Genomic DNA, 16,993 nt, shown 5'->3' with positions numbered 1-16,993 from the left:
TGGTATTGGTTCATGGTTTTACTTTTGGCGAAGCAAATTATAACCCTTTACCATGCCGTTCAAAAAACCACCACGAAAGATCAACAGTCCCTAGGTAAGCGTCAGCAATTTAGCGTCGCATTAGATATTTCAGGAACAGAATTTCAACAGCAGGTCTACCAACAACTACGCCAGATCCCTTATGCGCAGACGCGAAGTTATAAGGACATTGCGCTGGCACTGGGTAAACCGGGCGCGGCAAGAGCCGTTGGTATGGCAAACAACAGAAATCGCCTCCCTATCATCATTCCTTGCCACCGAGTAATTGGCCGCAATGGTCAGCTGGTCGGGTTTGCTAGCGGGGTCGAAATTAAACAGCAGTTGCTAGAACTGGAACAAGACTACTTACCACAACCTTTGTCAGTATGAATGCGCAATCACGGTGACTTGCCTATATCTGTAACTGAGCGGCACCGATCGCCGCTTGTCCCAGAGCCAATCCCCCATCCCCACATGGATATTGCCGTGCACAAATAACCCGTTTGGACTTTAGATAGTATTCGAAGCGTGAGCGCAACAGCAGGTTATTCATCACCCCTCCGCAGAGCACTATCGTCTCGATACGACGCGCATCGGCCACCTTAAGGGCCAACTGAGCAAAACCATTAGCCAACGCATCATGAAATAACCATGCTTTTTGTGCTCGTGAACCTTTGACACTCAGCCATTGTTGCCAAAAATCAGTCATATCCAAATAATACTGATCGCCACATGGCACTAAAGCCATGGTTAAAGACGTAGGTAAACTGCTCACCTGCATCGCTAACTGTTCAAGGCTGATAGCCGCCTGCCCTTCATAATCAAGCACTCTTGGTGAGCAACCAAGATAAGCAGCAACCGCATCGAACAAACGCCCAGCAGAGCTGGCAAGCGGTGAGTTCACCTGCCTAGCTATGGCTGCGCTCAGTGGTTGAACGGGACAATCGGCTAGATCGTTTGGCCAACGTTCAGACCAGTTCGGCACAAATGCTAACCACTGCGCTAATAGATTTCGCCACGGCTGGCGCGCGGCTAAATTTGCTCCCGGGAGAGCCACCGCAGGCAACCCACCGACATGCTCAAAACTTTGGTAGTCGGCGACCAGACACTCACCGCCCCACCAGGTCCCATTGGGCCCCATCCCCAAACCATCCAAACAGATCCCGACCACCTGCTGGTTTGCTTTCACCTGAGCCTCAACCATTGCTGCAGCAACGTGCGCATGATGATGATACACCTTAACCACCTGCGCATTGAGTTGCTCAGCCAACATTCGCCCTATCTGATGGCTGTAATACCCCGGATGAGCATCAATGACGATATGTTCCGGATGGAGCTGATACAACTTCAGGTAATGCTCAATCGCTTGCTGATACTGATTTTGCACCGACAATGACGTCAGATCACCGAAGTGGGCACTTAAAATCACTTCTCGGTTTCTTGCCAGTGCAAACGTGTTTTTAAGATCAGCCCCCATCGCCAACAATGGTGCAGCCAGCATGAGAACTTCATCCATTAGGCTGCTTTGCGGCACATAACCGCGACTGCGCCGTAGCAGCACCGCTTGTTGCTGGTGATCTAAGCGTAACAGCGAGTCATCGACTCGAGTTACAATCTTACGGTTGTGACCAAGCATGCCATCGACCAAAGGGCCCAGTGTTTCCCAAACGTGTTCATCATCAAGCATGGGAGCCAGTGCTGACTGATTCGCCGAGGTTAACACCAACGGTCGGTTGAATTCTCGGGCAATTAGATGGTGCAACGGATTAGATGGATAAATAAGGCCTAGCTCATCGAGCCTCGGTGCCACTAAGGAGGCTATGGGCGCATCGATCCGCCGACGAAATAAGCCAATGGGCGCCGCGCTTGAACTGAGTAACCGATGTGCCACGGCTAATTGCTCTGGCACAACTAATTTAGCTAACCACTGATGATTAGGGACCATCAATGCAAATGGTTTACTCACCCGTTGTTTGCGCTGGCGCAAGGTTGCCAGAGTTTGCTCATTGGTCGCGTCACAAACCAGATGAAAACCACCTAACCCTTTGAGTAATATAATTTTCCCCTCTTGCAAGGTTGCAAGTGCCGTCGCAAGTGGGTCAAGATGGCGAACATGGGGGCTATGATCGAGCCAAATGAGTTTGGGCCCGCAATCAGGGCAAGCCGTTGACTCAGCATGGAAACGCCGGTTATCAGGCGAGTGATACTCACTTAAACAATCAGAACACAAGGGAAATTCATGCAAAGTCGTGCGTTCACGATCATAAGGCAGTGCTTCTATCACACTAAAACGAGGGCCACAGTGTGTACAAGTGGTAAACGGGTAACGGTAGCGATGGCTAGTTGGGGAAAAAATTTCAGCTAAACACTCTGGGCACGTTGCGGCATCAGGTGCAATAGCGGTTTGACTGCCATCAAGACAACTGGCTCGAATAGAAAAATTCGGGGGCGGCTGATGCCAGTGAAAAAACTGCCACCCCACGTTTTGAACATCAGACAAAGGCGGTGCATGCATTCGTAAATCTTGCGTAAAACGCTGCAAATCAGGAATAGGATAGGCTCTGATTAATACCCCAGAGCCGTCATTACAAACATCCCCACACAGTTGATAACGCTTAGCCAACTGCCAGATAAACGGGCGAAATCCTACCCCTTGAATCGTTCCCTGAATACGAATCGCAACCGCCTGATTCATACCAATTTAAGCACCAACAGCTTGATCTACTGCACTACGAAGCCGTGCTTTTAACTCATTGTAAACTTGAGCCGTATGATTTTCAGCCCAAATTTGATCGGCAATAGCACTCACTTTCACCGCGCAGTATTTAGTTTCAGGTGTTTTTGAAGTTGGATCCAGATTATCCTGAGTCAACTCATTACAAGCACCAATCCACCATTGGTAAGTCATATAAACCGCGCCTTTGTTGATCCGGTCATTATAGTTGGCACGAGTAATCACTTTACCACGAGGCGATTCAACCCATACGAGCTGCTGATCATCGATCCCCAGTTTCTGCGCATCTGCAGGATTCATTTGTACAAATCCGGGTTCATCAGCCAAGGTACGTAATGCAGCACAGTTACCACTCATAGAACGACATGAATAATGACCCACTTCACGGACAGTACACAACACCAGAGGGAAATCTTTACTTGGTCGTTCAGCCGGACTGCGCCATGCAGTAGCAAATAATTGAGCTTTCCCGCTCGGAGTTGAAAATTCATTTTCTTTGTACAAGAATGGTGTCCCTGGGTGATCCAACGTCGGACATGGCCATTGAACGTGCCCTAACCCTTCCATTTTTTCGTAAGTTGCACCGTAATACAGTGGGCATAACTCACGCAGTTCATCCCAGATCTGTTGGTTGTTATCATAGTGCATTGGATAACCCATTTCAGTGGCTAGCAGTGAAATGATTTCCCAATCACGTTTGACGTTGTATTTGGGTTCAATCGCTTTTTCAAACCGCTGGAAGCCACGATCGGCACACGTAAAGACCCCACCATGTTCACCCCACGAGGTAGCTGGCAGTAACACATCAGCTTGGGAAGCCGTTTTGGTCATAAAGATATCCTGCACGACCAAGAAATCAAGCGCTTCCATTCCTTTACGAACTAACCCTAAGTCAGCTTCGGTTTGCAGCGGATCTTCACCCATGATGTAGTAGGCTTTGACTTTCCCTTCTAGAGCCAGATGTGGCACCTGGGTAATACGAACCCCAACTTCTTTATCCATTTTTTCAGGGTCGATATTCCAAGCTTTCGCAAATTTCTCGCGAACAGCTGGATCAGTCACTTTTTGATAGCCGGGGAACAAATCAGGCAGAACGCCCATGTCACAGCCACCTTGAACGTTATTTTGACCACGAACAGGCGCAACACCGGCACCTTCTCGACCTAAGTTACCGGTTAAGGCAGCAACCGTTGACAGACCTTTGACCACTTCAGTGCCCTGACCGAATTGAGTCACGCCCATCCCCCACATGATGACAGCCGATGGGGCAGCAGCGTATGTGCGCATCGCTTGGCGAACATCACCTGCAGGCACACCCGTAATCTCTTCAACTTTTTCAGGTGAGTAATCTTTTACGACATCCCAAAGTGTTTCATACCCTTCGGTATATTTAGCAACATATTCTTTATCGTAGAGATTTTCTTCAATCAACGTGTGAATGAAGGCATTCACCAGCGCCATGTTAGAACCATTGTTCAACTGCAAATGCTGATCGGCAATTCGGGCCGTTTCAATTTTGCGTGGGTCACAAACAATAATTTTTGCGCCATTTTCGCGAGCTTTAACAACACGGCGAGCCACAATCGGATGAGAGTCGGCACAGTTATAACCAAAGACTAATAAACAGTTTGATTTTTCAATCCCAGAGATTGAGATACTCATCGCACCGTTGCCGAGTGTTTCACGAAGCCCTGCTACCGATGGACCATGACAAACACGAGCGCAGCAATCGACATTGTTCGCGCCAATCACAGCACGCGCAAATTTTTGCATCACAAAGTTCGTTTCGTTACCAGTACCACGCGATGAGCCAGTGGTCATAATGGAACGAGGACCGTATTTTTCTTTAATTTCGCTTAAGCGTTTCGCGGTGTATTTAATCGCTTCATCCCAGCTAACCACTTCAAATGGTTCACCGCGTTTACGCCGGATCATCGGTTCACGAATCCGTGGTGTTAATAATTTGGTATCGTTTAAGAAATCCCAACCGTAGTAGCCTTTTAGACATAACTCATTTTGGTTGGTAGCACCATCAGCGCCTTCGGCGCGAATGATTTTGCCATCTTCGACAACCAGATTTAATTTACAGCCAGCCCCACAATAAGGACATACAGTAGTTACTTTTTTCATCTTTATATCCTGAAATCTTAAAAAATAGAGGCGCTGGCATCGAGTGCAGCACGACGGCGTTTTTCAGCATTCATTTTGGCCAATTCATTGCGATCAACACACCGCAGAGCTTTGGTCGGACAGACGCTGACACACGATGGGCCTTCAGGTTTGTCATAACACAGGTCACATTTGTTAGCTTCGGCTTTTTCCACAACGACATTAACCGCCGCACCGGTATTGCGCACTACCGGGTGAGTCACCACTTCCATGGCACCATAAGGGCAAGCTACGACACAGGTTTTACAACCGATGCAGCGATCTTGCAGGACATGAATAAAATCGCCTTCACGACGAATCGCACCATTAGGGCAAACATTCGCACATGGGGCATCTTCGCACTGACGACATAAAGTGGCAGTACTGATATTGCCACCTTTGATCACTCGAATTCGCGGAGTGAAATTAATTGGATCAACTTCGGTTACATCGCCGTGAGCATCGTGAGCCACGACACAGGCTACCTCACAAGTCCGACAGCCGATGCATTTGTTCGCATCCGCTAAGATAAAACGATTCATGAGCACTCCCATTGTTAGTATTCGGTATAAAGCTGCCTAGATACCGCTGTTTTGTATATGTTATACATAATCCAAGCCAACTTATTTTTTACATATATTTCAATCAATTAACTAAAAATAACGACATCAGATTTGTCTGTTTCTCTCGTCTTTTCGACACAAATGACGAAGATGACGACATCTAAGCGCAGGGTTCGTCAGTCGTGTCATCAACCAGTTGCGGAAGTTGCCGCCAACTCCCATCAGCATCATTCAGTAAAGATGCTAACTGGGCGCAGGCCTCCTTCACCGCTTCAGTCATGGGGTAGCAAAATCCGACGATGTCAGGCTGAATGCCAATCATCACCACTTCATCAACCACTTCTTTTAAGTCGTCGATAAGAAAATTAAGCGGCATACTATGAGTGCTCATCAGCATCATTTCGCCGATCATGGCGGGATCAATTTGGCGAATCGCGCCCGGTGGCAGCCCCATTTCAGTGGCATCGACAATCACTAAGGTCTGAGGGGCGCTCTGGCGAATAGCAGCCGTCTCCCCTTCAGGAAAGCTGCCACCGACATAAATCTGCCAATCGCTCTGATGTTCTTTGAGCAAGTTAGCCAGCAATACGCCGGCACCGTCATCGCCCATCATGTCGTTACCAACACATAAAAGGGCTTGGGTTATATTAGTCATTAAGCCTCCGGACAATCAGATGAATAGCTTTTTCCTGTTGGATCATCTTAAGCAATTGCATCAATTGATCGCGCCAGTTGATAAATCGGGGTTCGCAATCTTCATTCATTGCCTTCAGTGCGGTGGCCAACATCACCACATGAGATGCATCAATAATGATTTCACCATATTTCGGTAAACCGGCTAATTTGGCATGGGCATAGGGCTCGTCAATCAACTCAAGCCAGCGCTGATAATCAGCGTAATCACAACTAAATTCTGGCTCAAAGCAGTCGATCACCCCTAAGTGATGACCAATTGCTAAGCCGTAATAAACCAGCTGCTGGCTTTGCGCCGGGCTGTCTTTTTCATCGATAAACTTGCGCCGTAGAGCAAAAAAGGTCACCGTTTCACTCATACTCGGATCTCATCGGTCAGTTGCGCCAACTGCATCATAATTTCAGTTAAACGCGGATCATTGCGCTCTTGTAAAAAACTGCTGAGCGCAAGCTCAGTGCGCGGTTTTACAAGTAATGCTAAAAACTCATCGGCAATCTGGTGGCCATAGCGATACCCTGCCAACTCGCGCGCTTTTCTCTCGATGGCCACCCGCAGACTCGGAGCCACTTTCGGGTGTCGAATTTCAGCAGCTTTGAGATCATTTTCAGAACTATCGCGCGCATGAATTTTCTGCTCCAACAGTCCTAAAGCCATCGCTAGACCATACAACGTTGCGGCGGGTGTAGGAGGACAGCCAGGAATGTACACATCGACTGGCAAAATTTTATCAGTCCCTCCCCAGACACAATAAAGGTCATGGAAAATACCCCCACTATTGCCGCAAGCACCGTAGGAGACGACAATTTTTGGATCTGGTGCCGAGTCGTACGCAAGCAGTGCCGGAACGCGCATCGAACGGGTCACTGCTCCGGTATATAGTAAAATATCGGCATGTCTTGGTGAGGGAACCACTTTAATCCCAAAACGTTCCGCATCAAAAAGGGGGGAAATTGATGCAAAGATTTCAATTTCACAGGCATTACATCCCCCGCAATCAACGCGATAGACATATGCAGAGCGGCCAATTTGATTCAGCAAAGTGCGTTTCATCTGCGCGACAGTTTCATCGACACTGACCGGGATCGGTTGTCCCTGACTATCACGAGGTCCAATCAATTCACTCATACTTTTTCCTCCCGTAATAATCGACCAATTTGTACTCGCTGCGACTGGGTAACATTCTGTTTTCGTTTGCATTCTGGACAGGTATAAAGCTGTTCAATCAGGCTTTGCTCATCGGTGTATTGACCACTTTGCAACAACACCTCTTTGGCATACTCAAGCTCTTTCGTCACGGCAAAGGGTTGACCACATTCACGGCAATGTTGAATTGGAAAATCTGCTTTGATATACAGATCATCTTTATTCCAAGCCGCCATCTGCACATCTTGGCCCAATTCAATTGCCCCGGTTGGACACACTTCTTCACAGCGTGCGCAGAAAATGCAGCGCCCCAGAAAGAGTGACCAGTGTTGCGTATTGGTGGCAATATCTGTTTCGACTGATAGCGCATTGGCCGGGCATGCATTGATACAGGCCCCACAAGCAATGCACTGCGAACTATCGTGTTCAGGTTTACCACGAAAGTTTTTATCAACATCCGGAGGGGTCAGAGGATCAGTTCCGGTAACAACTCCGGTTTTTAGTGCTTTTTTAAAAAATTTCAGCATGATTTACGCTCTCCGACCCTTTATTTCAGCGGTGAATTTTTACGTTCAATGCCATAGCGTTCGACCTCTTTATAAGAGACCGTTTTGCTACGCCGTTTATTAACATCGATAAAGGTCACCCGGTCTGTGCATGAATAACAAGGATCAAGGCTGCCAATAATGAGTGGCGCATCCGAAACCGTATTTCCCCGCAACATATAACGCAGTGTTGGCCAGTTCGCATAAGTGGCCGCACGGCATCGCCAGCGATAAAGTTTCTGGTTATCACCGGTCATGCTCCAATGAATATCATCGCCACGCGGCGCTTCACAAAAGCCCAGTGCAAATTTATTCGGCTGATAGGTAAACCCTTCGACCATCAATGGTCCCTGCGGCAAATTATCCAAGCCATAATCAATCAGATTTAACGCGGTAAACACTTCGTCCACTCGCACCATCAGACGCGACATCACATCGCATCCGTTTTCGCTGTGAACCTTCATCGGCATCAAGTCATAGCCAGCAAAAGGATGGTCACTGCGGGTATCGCGGGCATGGCCACTGGCTCGCACCATAGGCCCGACGTTACTGAAATCACGCGCAATCTGTGGATCCAAACGCCCTACGCCGACACCACGCTGTTCCATATTCGGCGTGCTCATCATGACATCCAGCAAATCCTTAACTTCTCGGCGCATCTGCTGAGCCAGCTTACGAGTTGCGATCATGTCCTCTTTTAGAATGTCACGACGGATCCCCCCGATGAGGTTCAGTCCATAGGTTTTACGAGCACCAGTGAGGATCTCGGCCATCTTCATCGATTTTTCTCGCACCCGGAAAAACTGCATAAATCCAGAATCAAAACCCGTAAAGTGGCATGCCAACCCCAAGTTCAAAAGGTGGCTATGCAACCGTTCGATCTCGAGCAAAATAGAGCGAATCATTTTGGCGCGATCAGGCACTTCAATCCCCATCGCATTTTCTACTGAGGTGGCATAAGCCGTGCTATGAGCAAACCCACAAATCCCACACACCCGATCTGCAAGGAAAGTAACTTCGTTATAACCCATACGAGTTTCGGCCAATTTTTCCATGCCCCGATGAACATAAAATAACCGGTAATCGGCATCAACGATCTGTTCTCCATCAACAAACAGACGAAAATGACCGGGTTCGTCAGAGGTAACATGCAATGGACCGATTGGTACCACCTGGTTACTGGCATCGCCTAGTTCATTGTCAAATGGATACGTTTCTCGATCAGTCGTAGGTGCCGGACGCTGCCGGTAATCCATACTATCTTTACGCAGTGGATAGAGATCTTCTGGCCAGTCATCAGGTAGGACCAACCGTCGTTCATCTGGCAATCCGACCGGAATCAAACCGTACATATCACGGACTTCACGCTCACCCCAAACGGCGGCAGGGACTTTCGGTGTCACTGATGGGAATTCTGGAACCGCTTCGTTCACCAATACCTTAATGGTAACCCAGCATTTTTCACCTTGTTCCATCGACAACACGTAATAAAGGCCGTAATGACCATTGAGTTTACGTTCATCATTACCAAATAGAACCGACAGCCAGCCACCTAGCTGGTAATAAACATATTCGACCACATCCGGCAACGCGTTAAGTTTGACCGTGATGGTCAACTGGTCAGCGGTCTGCCATTCGCTGGCTAACACCGCATTTGGAAATTTTTCGCCGACTTTCGCCAGATACTGCGCACCTTTTGTGCTTTGAGAAAATTGTTCAGTCACGGGTTAACTCCAAAGATACAGCCGAGGGAGAAAAAGAAGACGGCAGCGCTGAGCTTGCCGCCAGATTTTGTGGCACAGATTCAACATGCATCACAACTTGAGAAGCTTGTGTTAATAACTGGCTGACTGAATGTGGAATATGAGTCCCCATCAACAGCATCAGAGCCAGCAACAACGCCATTGGTGTTGTGGTTAACCAACCCAATTCGCCTTTCGGCAGCGAATCAGGACATGGGCCTAAAATCGCCTTGGCAATCAATCGAACCAAACCGGCCAATACAATGGTTAACAAAATCAACAAAAATCCAATTAACCAGAAATGGCCACTTCGAATGCCCGCCGTCACAGTGAGCAGTTCGCTTAAAAAGACATTAAAAGGTGGCATCCCACCCAATGCCAAAGCCCCACCCGCGAGTAGGACTCCGGTGAGGGGAGTTAAACGCAGAACACCTTTAACGACATTCAGGTCGCGGCTACCATATTTGAGTAAGACGTTACCGGAGCCACAGAACAACAAGGTTTTTGCCAGACTATGGTTTAAGGTATGCAACATGGCCGCCAATGTCCCAAGCGGACCACCGATGCCAAGTGCCAGAGCAATAAACCCCATATTTTCGACACTGGAATAGGCCAACAGCCGTTTCATATCGCGCTGCACTAAAATCAGCAATGCAGCCACGGCAACCGACAAGAAACCAAAAATCAGTAACAGATGTTGAGAGAAAGCACTCCCGATAGTGGCACTGACCAACACATGAAAACGGATGATAATCAGCAATGCACAGTTTAGAAGTACCGCCGAAAGTAGTGCACTGGTTGGGCTGGCTGCTTCACTATGGGCATCCGGTAACCAAGCATGCATGGGGAATAACCCAGTTTTCGTCCCAAAACCAATCAGGGCAAACACAAATGCCAATTTCATCAGCGTTGGATCCAGCATTTTGGCATATGGCAACACAGCGCTATAGAATATGGCCTGATTGGGATCGGGCATCACTTGCACAGCATTGGCGTACACCAAAATTGTTGCGTACAGACCAAATGCGACCCCGACTGTACAGATAATGATGTACTTCCAGCCAGCTTCAAGCGAAGTTCGTTTACCATATATCGCGACCAAAAAGGCTGAACTGATCGTGGTTGCTTCCACCGCCGCCCACATTAAAATCAAGTTATTACTGGTGATGGCCAATAACATCGTGAACAAAAACAAGTGAAACAATCCATAGTAATTACACAGTGTTGTTTCACTGACTTCACCATGGGCAAGTTCGTGATTCATATAGCCAATCGAGTGGAGGCCTGTCATAAAGCCTATCAGTCCCAAAATAGCCATAAATAATGCAGCTAAACTATCAATATGAAACCAATTGCCAAGCGCAAAAATGTCGCCCTGAGCATAAACCGCACAAGTTCCATACACGGTGAAGACCAAGAGCAGCACAATGGCAATCGTATGGAATGTGCTGACCCAGATTTTTTTATTGGTAAAAAGCCATTGGCAGGCAAACGTTAACGCCGATGCGACCAGCGGAATGGCCAGCAGGGTGAACATTAGTTCATTATTACTCATCCTTAATCACCCTTTCAGTTGTGTCAGTTGACGGACATCTAAGGTGTTCAATGTCCGGTAAATCTTACGAACCATCAGCACCATCACGATAACCGCAAAAATAGAGTCAGTCGCAATACCAATTTCGACCAGTTCGGGGGCTCGATATGCCAACAGCGCCAGCGTCAAATGGGCGCCGTTTTCCATCAGGCAATATCCAAAAATCTGTTTAAGGATATTGCGTTGACTAACAATGCATAAAATGCCCAGTAAAAAATGGCCCAGTGAAATCGCCAATACTGGCTTAAGTGCGGGATTCATCGGTAACGTAACGGGTTCAACCGCAGCAAAGCTAATTAAAACAATCACCACCGCGATGGCCACCAACACAGGCGTACTAATCAGCGGGGGGACTGGCGAACGGTCCATTTTGCGCAGCGCCAATAACATGATCCCCGGCACCAAAACCACCTTGGTGACAAAGGCACTAATCGACCACTTATACAGTTCATCTGCGCCAAGCAGATGCCCTAATGCAATAAAAGTGGCCACCAATACCAACGATTGCAGACTATACAGCCAAGCCGCCGTGGTTGGCCGCCGGGCAATGATGACCAGCATCGAAGTGATAATCAGCAGTCCGGCTATTTGAATGACAAGATAACTTCCGGTCATAATCCTTTCCTATTGCAACCAGAGCGCAGCAATCACGCTCGATATAAGTGACATAATGATCAGTACCACCAAAACCAATTTCATCGATACGGGCACTTCGCTCGCATTGGCAATGGTTTCTGAAGGCTCCCCAGGAACAGTTTTGCCGAACCAGTGTAAGAACCAGGCAAAACTGGCAACCGACTCCAAGAGCACCACGATCAGCAACGGAACTAACCACAGTTGTTTGGCACTAATGGCAAAACCTGCAGCAAACAGCGGGAATTTACTAAAGAAGCCGTTAAACGGTGGCACCCCGGCTACCGCCATCGCCGCAACACAAAAGCCAATACCTAACAGCGGCAATTTATGTATCATTCCTTTAAAGCGTGGTAATAAACGAGTACCGCAGCTATAACTCAAGGCACCAGCGACTAAGAAGAACAAGCTTTTCGCATAAGCGTGGTTGAAGATATAAGAGACCCCAGCATTAAATGCTTCGTGTGAGCCAAAAATCGACAGCGATAGTGCCAAAAAGATATAAGACAACTGGGTAATCGTTGAGTAGGCCAACAAGCGCTTCATATCTTTTTGCGGCAGATACATAAAGAAGCCATAAATCAGCGTAATCACGGCCATGACAACCCCAACGACCCCAATAATGTGCGGCACATTTCCGGCAGAGAGAATCGCCCGAGCAAAGATATACACCCCGACTTTGACCATCGATGCCGCATGCAGATACGCACTCACTGGCGTTGGTGCCTCCATCGCATCCGGCAACCAAACATGCATCGGCAACTGCGCTGATTTTCCCCAGGCAGCAAACAAGATGCCGCCAATCACAACCAATTTGCTCGGTTCATCAAGCTGAGCCATAGCCGCCAGATCGAAGGTGCCAGTTTTGGCAAACAACCAAGCGGCGGCAATGTACAACCCCAAAGAGGCAATATGGGTGACCAACAAGGCTTTAAGCGCGGCTTTGAGGGACTTCTCGCTCTGGTAATAGCCAATCAAAGCCCACGAACAACCGCCGGTAATTTCAAAAAACAGCAGCTGACCTAAGATGGTTGACGAGAGGGTTAAACCCGCCATGGCCCCGATGAAGACCAGCAAAAAGGCCCAGTAACGATTATCACCTGTCTGTGGATGTTCTCGGTTACCCATACTCATATAACCACATGAGTAAAGGCTAACTAAAAAGCCGAGCGACACCACTGCAAAGCCAATCAGCAAACTGACTTTATCCAGACGGAAACCAAACAACTGAGCGTGACCGACCTGATAAAGAATCAAAGTGGTCTCGTGCTGACCGTTTTGCCAGAACAAATAGGCTAAAGAAGCCATTCCCAGTGTCGCCACCAGCGCGAATAACGAGCAGAGCACAGGCCCATATCGTTTCGGTAAAATGGCAATCAACAGCGCCCCGATAAACGGCAAAAGCATCGTTGCCAGGGCTATATGCATCATCATGAAAAACAACTCCTTAGCTTAAATCCCAGTCAGGAAAAATACGAAGGCCAAAGCGGCGATTCCAAATCCCAGCCAGGTCACCCGATCGGTTAGCAAAAACCGGCCTCGGGCCATGGCATTCTCAACCAGAGCTGCCAGCACAAAGACCACTACTAATTTAATGAGCAGCGCCACAAAACCACCGAGAACACCGATGAATGAGGGCGAAACGCTTTTGCCAAATGGAATAAAAATGGCCAGAAATAATGCGGCAACCACAACCTGTTTAAGGCTTAGGCTCCATTTCATCAAAGCCAAACCTACCCCCGAGTATTCACTGAGAGGACCTTCTTGGAGTTCCTGCTCAGCTTCGGCCACATCAAACGGAATTTTGCCCATCTCGATAAACGCCGCAAAAGCACAGGCAATTAACGCCAGAACGGTAGCTGTCGGAAACTGCCAACTCTGAGCTAAGGTATGGCTAATCAACGAAATATTGGTCGAGCCAGCAATTAAAGCGACCACTATCATGGAGAGCATTAAAGTGGGTTCAACCAACACCCCTAAATTCATCTCACGGCTTGCACCTATTCCAGCAAATGGGCTCCCCGAATCAAGTCCGGCCAGAGCAAAGAAAAAGCGGAAAATGGCAAACAGGTAGATCAGCGTGATAATGTCTCCCCCGGCAAAAAACGGCGATTGCACCGTCAGCATTGGCAATGCCATGGCAATCACCAAAAGCGTGCCCAGCAGAATAAACGGTGCTATTCGAAAAGCAGTACCGCTGTCACTCGGCGCGACTTCCTGACGGGCCATTAATTTGAACAGATCGCGGTATTCCTGCCAGATAGGCGGTCCCTTGCGAGAGTGCATTTTGGCGCGTAGCACTCGGGATAAGCCGGCGAAAAATGGTGCTAGAACCAGCAGCATAACCGCCTGAATGAATCCACATAACAGAGGAAACCACAGAGAATGATAAGTCATAGTGTTTCTCCCTAAAGCATGACCGCAAACAGTAAAATCAACAGGGCCGCGACCACATACAAGCAATAGGCACGAAAGTCACCGAACTGGATCCATTGCACAACCCGACTCAGGCGCTGCGTCCCTCGAACCACAGGCATCACCAGATAGTTATCAAAGCTAGGCTCGATAAAGGCAGCCCCGCGCTGTGCAGCATTTAAACAACGATGTAGTATGGGGGAGGGATCAAGGGTTTGACGCAGTTGATACAAACCGCTAAAGAAAACGCGCAGGGGCTGAGCAAAACCGCCGGCGGAGATCGCCATCTCTTGCTCATAACCATAACCGCAAGCCCATGGGTCACCACGCCGACGAAACCCAAGACGTCCTTGGCGTAACACACTGGCAATGATCAGTGGTAATAATGGTAGAGCTAACAACAACACAAATAATAATGGTGCATTCAGTGCAGTCAGGGCGTGACTACCGGGCATGACAGCTAGTGAGCCCGCTGCAATCGTTGTGCTAGAGCTATGAACCAGTTGCGCAGCAACTGCGGTTAATACCGGTGCAATTTTCCAGGCGCCAAGTCCCAACACAATACACAGCAGAGCCAACAGTCCCATCGCAATACGCATGCTGAGTGCTTCTTCATGAGCATTCTGGGCCGCTTCACTTTTCGCTCGACCACAAAAACTCACACCATAGACTTTGACAAAACACATCGCCGCCAAAGCGCCGGTGATTGCCAGCAAAATAATGCCGATAGCCCCAGCCAGCTGCAGCCACATATGATGATGTAAAGCTAAAGAGAATAACGATTGATAGGTGAACCATTCACTGACAAAACCATTGAGTGGTGGCAGTGCGGCAATCGCCATACAGCCGATTAAAAAGGCTAAGGCCGTATGTGGCATGCGCTTAGCTAATCCGCCCATTTTTTCCATATTCTTGGTGTGCACCTGCTCAATCACCGCACCGGCACCAAGGAATAACAACCCTTTAAATACCGCATGGTTAATGGTGTGATATAGCGCGCCAAGCAGGCCAATCAATGCCAATAGCGGATGGTGGGTCGCCATACCGATCATGCCGGCACCAACGCCCATCAAAATAATGCCGATATTTTCAACTGTGTGGTAGGCAAGCAGCCGTTTAATGTCATGTTCAGCAAGCGCATAAAGCACACCCAGTACCGAAGAGACGGCACCAAAAGCCAAGACCACCACACCCCACCATGCTTGCTGCGCGCCGAGTAAATCAATCCCCACTTTGATGATCCCGAAGATACCGATTTTGACCATCACTCCCGACATCATGGCCGATGCGTGGGATGGAGCTGCGGGATGCGCACGAGGGAGCCAACCATGCAGTGGCAACATCCCCGCTTTGGCGCCGAAACCAAAGAAGGCTAACAAAAAGATAATTGAGCCTTGCAGCGCTCCGGGGTGAAATTGTCGAAACGAGGCAAAATCAAGGCTCCCGGTACCGCGATACATCAAAAAGAACGACAGCATAATGAGCACAGAACCGGCGTGGGCAATCAGAAAATATAAAAAGCCCGCGCTGACTGAGGATTCATCTTGTTCGCCAATCACCAAGAAATAGGATGACAAGGACATAGCCTCGAACAACACGATGAAATAAAAGGCATTATCAACAACCACCAGGGCAATCATCGAGGCGATAAAGATATTCATAAAAAAGCCCAACGCCCAAGCGCCACGCCCTCGATAATGCTGAAGATAGCCAATAGAATAAATCGCAGAGATGGTCGCCAACAGACTAATCACCAGCACCATGAAGGCTGCCAGAGCATCCAAACGCACAGTGAGATGGGCAAACTCAGCAAAAGGGCCAGCCCATTGGGCACTCACAACTTGCGCGTGAATCAGCACCGGCCAGATAGCGACAATGGCAACCACGCCTGCAATCGCGGTTAAACTGCCGCTTAAACGAATCGCCAAGGCTTCTAATTTTGGCAAACACAGCGATACCAGCGCACTAAACATAAATAGGCCGAGGGCAAATATAAGCAAGGCTAATGAATGATTCATTTTCGCCCTCCTGAAACAGGCTGATCTTGCCATGAAGTGATCGTCATTTGATTCGATTGAGGCAGCGCGCCTTGGATGCGTTTACGCTCATTCGATTGGGCGATAGCGGCATCGCTCACTTCAATAATGGCCCCAGTTGGACAAGTGGCGATACATGCCGGGCCTTGCTCACTAAAGGCACAGAGATCACATTTCACTGCGACTGAACGGACCCCTTTGCGCCAATCCAATAATGGACTTACCGGGCGGGCTTCACGCTCAGGCAAAGGCGCTTTATCAGTTGCGACATCATCGGGAATATCCACGGGTCGGGAACCACTTAAGGTAATCGCACCAAATGGACAGGCAATGGCACACAACTTACAGCCAATGCACAAGCTCTCGTTAAGAACAATGGCATTATTTTCTCGGCGGATAGCCCCCACCGGACAAACAGTCGCACACGGAGCATCTTCACACTGATGACACATTTGCGGAGCAGATTCCTGCTCAGTGCGCATCACCTTTAACCTGGGTTCACCCTGCAATCCTTGTTGGAGATGTGTTTGGGAACACGCCGCCACACAGGTATTGCAGCCGATACACAAGCTCGGATCAGCAATTACAAAACGGTTCATAATCTCTCTCTTTGCTTAATCTGACGTCACTTCTGGGAAAGGTGTTCGAGTGCTCGTCATTTTTGACGAGATCACCAAAGATGACATTTCTGTCGACATACCTACGTCATTTTCCATAGCATTAACGCC

15 protein-coding genes are annotated in these 16,993 nt (G+C 48.5%); 1 reads left to right on the top strand and 14 read right to left on the bottom strand.

What is annotated here, in order from left to right; translation table 11 throughout:
* Positions 1-408 (top strand): methylated-DNA--[protein]-cysteine S-methyltransferase (locus EV690_RS02770; RefSeq protein WP_131911419.1); only part of this gene is annotated, 408 nt, incomplete at its 5' end.
* A 22-nt stretch (positions 409-430) separates the two neighbouring features.
* Here EV690_RS02770 and hypF read toward each other — a convergent pair.
* From hypF to EV690_RS02700, 14 genes are all read right to left on the bottom strand, one after another.
* The gene (gene hypF / locus EV690_RS02765; protein WP_131911418.1) at positions 431-2,713 is read right to left on the bottom strand and encodes a carbamoyltransferase HypF; all 2,283 of its coding nucleotides are present in this window, start codon (positions 2,711-2,713) and stop codon (positions 431-433) included.
* 6 nt (positions 2,714-2,719) lie between these two features.
* Entirely contained in the window at positions 2,720-4,882 is a 2,163-nt protein-coding gene (gene fdhF, locus EV690_RS02760) for a formate dehydrogenase subunit alpha (RefSeq protein ID WP_131911417.1), read from the bottom strand.
* A gap of 17 nt (positions 4,883-4,899) precedes the next feature.
* The gene (gene hydN, locus EV690_RS02755) at positions 4,900-5,442 is read right to left on the bottom strand and encodes an electron transport protein HydN (RefSeq protein WP_131911416.1); all 543 of its coding nucleotides are present in this window, start codon (positions 5,440-5,442) and stop codon (positions 4,900-4,902) included.
* Between the two features lie 181 nt (positions 5,443-5,623).
* Positions 5,624-6,109 carry a hydrogenase maturation peptidase HycI gene (hycI, locus tag EV690_RS02750; protein ID WP_131911424.1) on the bottom strand — a complete coding sequence of 162 codons (486 nt, stop codon included), beginning with the start codon at positions 6,107-6,109 and terminating at the stop codon, positions 5,624-5,626.
* A 1-nt stretch (position 6,110) separates the two neighbouring features.
* On the bottom strand, positions 6,111-6,515 hold the full coding sequence (hycH, locus tag EV690_RS02745) for a formate hydrogenlyase maturation protein HycH (RefSeq protein ID WP_131911415.1): 405 nt from the start codon (positions 6,513-6,515) through the stop codon (positions 6,111-6,113).
* A complete protein-coding gene (locus EV690_RS02740) occupies positions 6,512-7,282 on the bottom strand; it encodes an NADH-quinone oxidoreductase subunit B family protein (protein WP_131911414.1) in 771 nt (256 codons plus the stop codon). Before EV690_RS02740 ends, hycH begins: the two co-directional genes overlap by 4 nt.
* On the bottom strand, positions 7,279-7,827 hold the full coding sequence (locus EV690_RS02735; protein ID WP_131911413.1) for a formate hydrogenlyase complex iron-sulfur subunit: 549 nt from the start codon (positions 7,825-7,827) through the stop codon (positions 7,279-7,281). The genes EV690_RS02740 and EV690_RS02735 overlap by 4 nt, the downstream gene beginning before the upstream one ends.
* A 20-nt stretch (positions 7,828-7,847) precedes the next feature.
* Complete coding sequence (locus EV690_RS02730) at positions 7,848-9,569, bottom strand: hydrogenase large subunit (RefSeq protein ID WP_131911412.1); 1,722 nt, start codon at positions 9,567-9,569, stop codon at positions 7,848-7,850.
* A complete protein-coding gene (locus tag EV690_RS02725; RefSeq protein WP_131911411.1) occupies positions 9,562-11,142 on the bottom strand; it encodes a hydrogenase 4 subunit F in 1,581 nt (526 codons plus the stop codon). The genes EV690_RS02730 and EV690_RS02725 overlap by 8 nt, the downstream gene beginning before the upstream one ends.
* 6 nt (positions 11,143-11,148) lie before the next feature.
* On the bottom strand, positions 11,149-11,796 hold the full coding sequence (gene hyfE / locus EV690_RS02720; RefSeq protein WP_131911410.1) for a hydrogenase 4 membrane subunit: 648 nt from the start codon (positions 11,794-11,796) through the stop codon (positions 11,149-11,151).
* Positions 11,797-11,805: 9 nt separating this feature from the next.
* Positions 11,806-13,245: a hydrogenase 4 subunit D gene (locus tag EV690_RS02715; protein ID WP_131911423.1), complete on the bottom strand. Its 1,440-nt coding sequence runs from the start codon at positions 13,243-13,245 to the stop codon at positions 11,806-11,808.
* Positions 13,246-13,266: 21 nt separating this feature from the next.
* Positions 13,267-14,211: a respiratory chain complex I subunit 1 family protein gene (locus tag EV690_RS02710; protein ID WP_131911409.1), complete on the bottom strand. Its 945-nt coding sequence runs from the start codon at positions 14,209-14,211 to the stop codon at positions 13,267-13,269.
* A gap of 11 nt (positions 14,212-14,222) precedes the next feature.
* Entirely contained in the window at positions 14,223-16,247 is a 2,025-nt protein-coding gene (gene hyfB, locus EV690_RS02705) for a hydrogenase 4 subunit B (RefSeq protein WP_131911408.1), read from the bottom strand.
* Entirely contained in the window at positions 16,244-16,864 is a 621-nt protein-coding gene (locus EV690_RS02700) for a 4Fe-4S dicluster domain-containing protein (protein WP_131911407.1), read from the bottom strand. The genes hyfB and EV690_RS02700 overlap by 4 nt, the downstream gene beginning before the upstream one ends.
* Between the last annotated feature and the right edge of the window lie 129 nt (positions 16,865-16,993).

It is taken from the genome of Celerinatantimonas diazotrophica, from assembly GCF_004339545.1.
In the GTDB taxonomy this organism is placed as follows: domain Bacteria; phylum Pseudomonadota; class Gammaproteobacteria; order Enterobacterales; family Celerinatantimonadaceae; genus Celerinatantimonas; species Celerinatantimonas diazotrophica.
The sequence above is the reverse complement of the archived record's forward strand: the minus strand, read 5'-3'. Positions and strand labels throughout refer to the sequence as shown.

Bases quoted from the DNA above. Each gene is read 5' to 3' on its own strand.
- fdhF (WP_131911417.1), bottom strand. From the start codon at position 4,882: ATGAAAAAAGTAACTACTGTATGTCCTTATTGTGGGGCTGGCTGTAAA.
- EV690_RS02740 (WP_131911414.1), bottom strand. From the start codon at position 7,282: ATGAGTGAATTGATTGGACCTCGTGATAGTCAGGGACAACCGATCCCG.
- hydN (WP_131911416.1), bottom strand. From the start codon at position 5,442: ATGAATCGTTTTATCTTAGCGGATGCGAACAAATGCATCGGCTGTCGG.
- EV690_RS02700 (WP_131911407.1), bottom strand. From the start codon at position 16,864: ATGAACCGTTTTGTAATTGCTGATCCGAGCTTGTGTATCGGCTGCAAT.
- hycH (WP_131911415.1), bottom strand. From the start codon at position 6,515: ATGAGTGAAACGGTGACCTTTTTTGCTCTACGGCGCAAGTTTATCGAT.
- hyfB (WP_131911408.1), bottom strand. From the start codon at position 16,247: ATGAATCATTCATTAGCCTTGCTTATATTTGCCCTCGGCCTATTTATG.
- hypF (WP_131911418.1), bottom strand. From the start codon at position 2,713: ATGAATCAGGCGGTTGCGATTCGTATTCAGGGAACGATTCAAGGGGTA.
- EV690_RS02725 (WP_131911411.1), bottom strand. From the start codon at position 11,142: ATGAGTAATAATGAACTAATGTTCACCCTGCTGGCCATTCCGCTGGTC.
- hyfE (WP_131911410.1), bottom strand. From the start codon at position 11,796: ATGACCGGAAGTTATCTTGTCATTCAAATAGCCGGACTGCTGATTATC.
- EV690_RS02715 (WP_131911423.1), bottom strand. From the start codon at position 13,245: ATGATGCATATAGCCCTGGCAACGATGCTTTTGCCGTTTATCGGGGCG.
- EV690_RS02735 (WP_131911413.1), bottom strand. From the start codon at position 7,827: ATGCTGAAATTTTTTAAAAAAGCACTAAAAACCGGAGTTGTTACCGGA.
- EV690_RS02710 (WP_131911409.1), bottom strand. From the start codon at position 14,211: ATGACTTATCATTCTCTGTGGTTTCCTCTGTTATGTGGATTCATTCAG.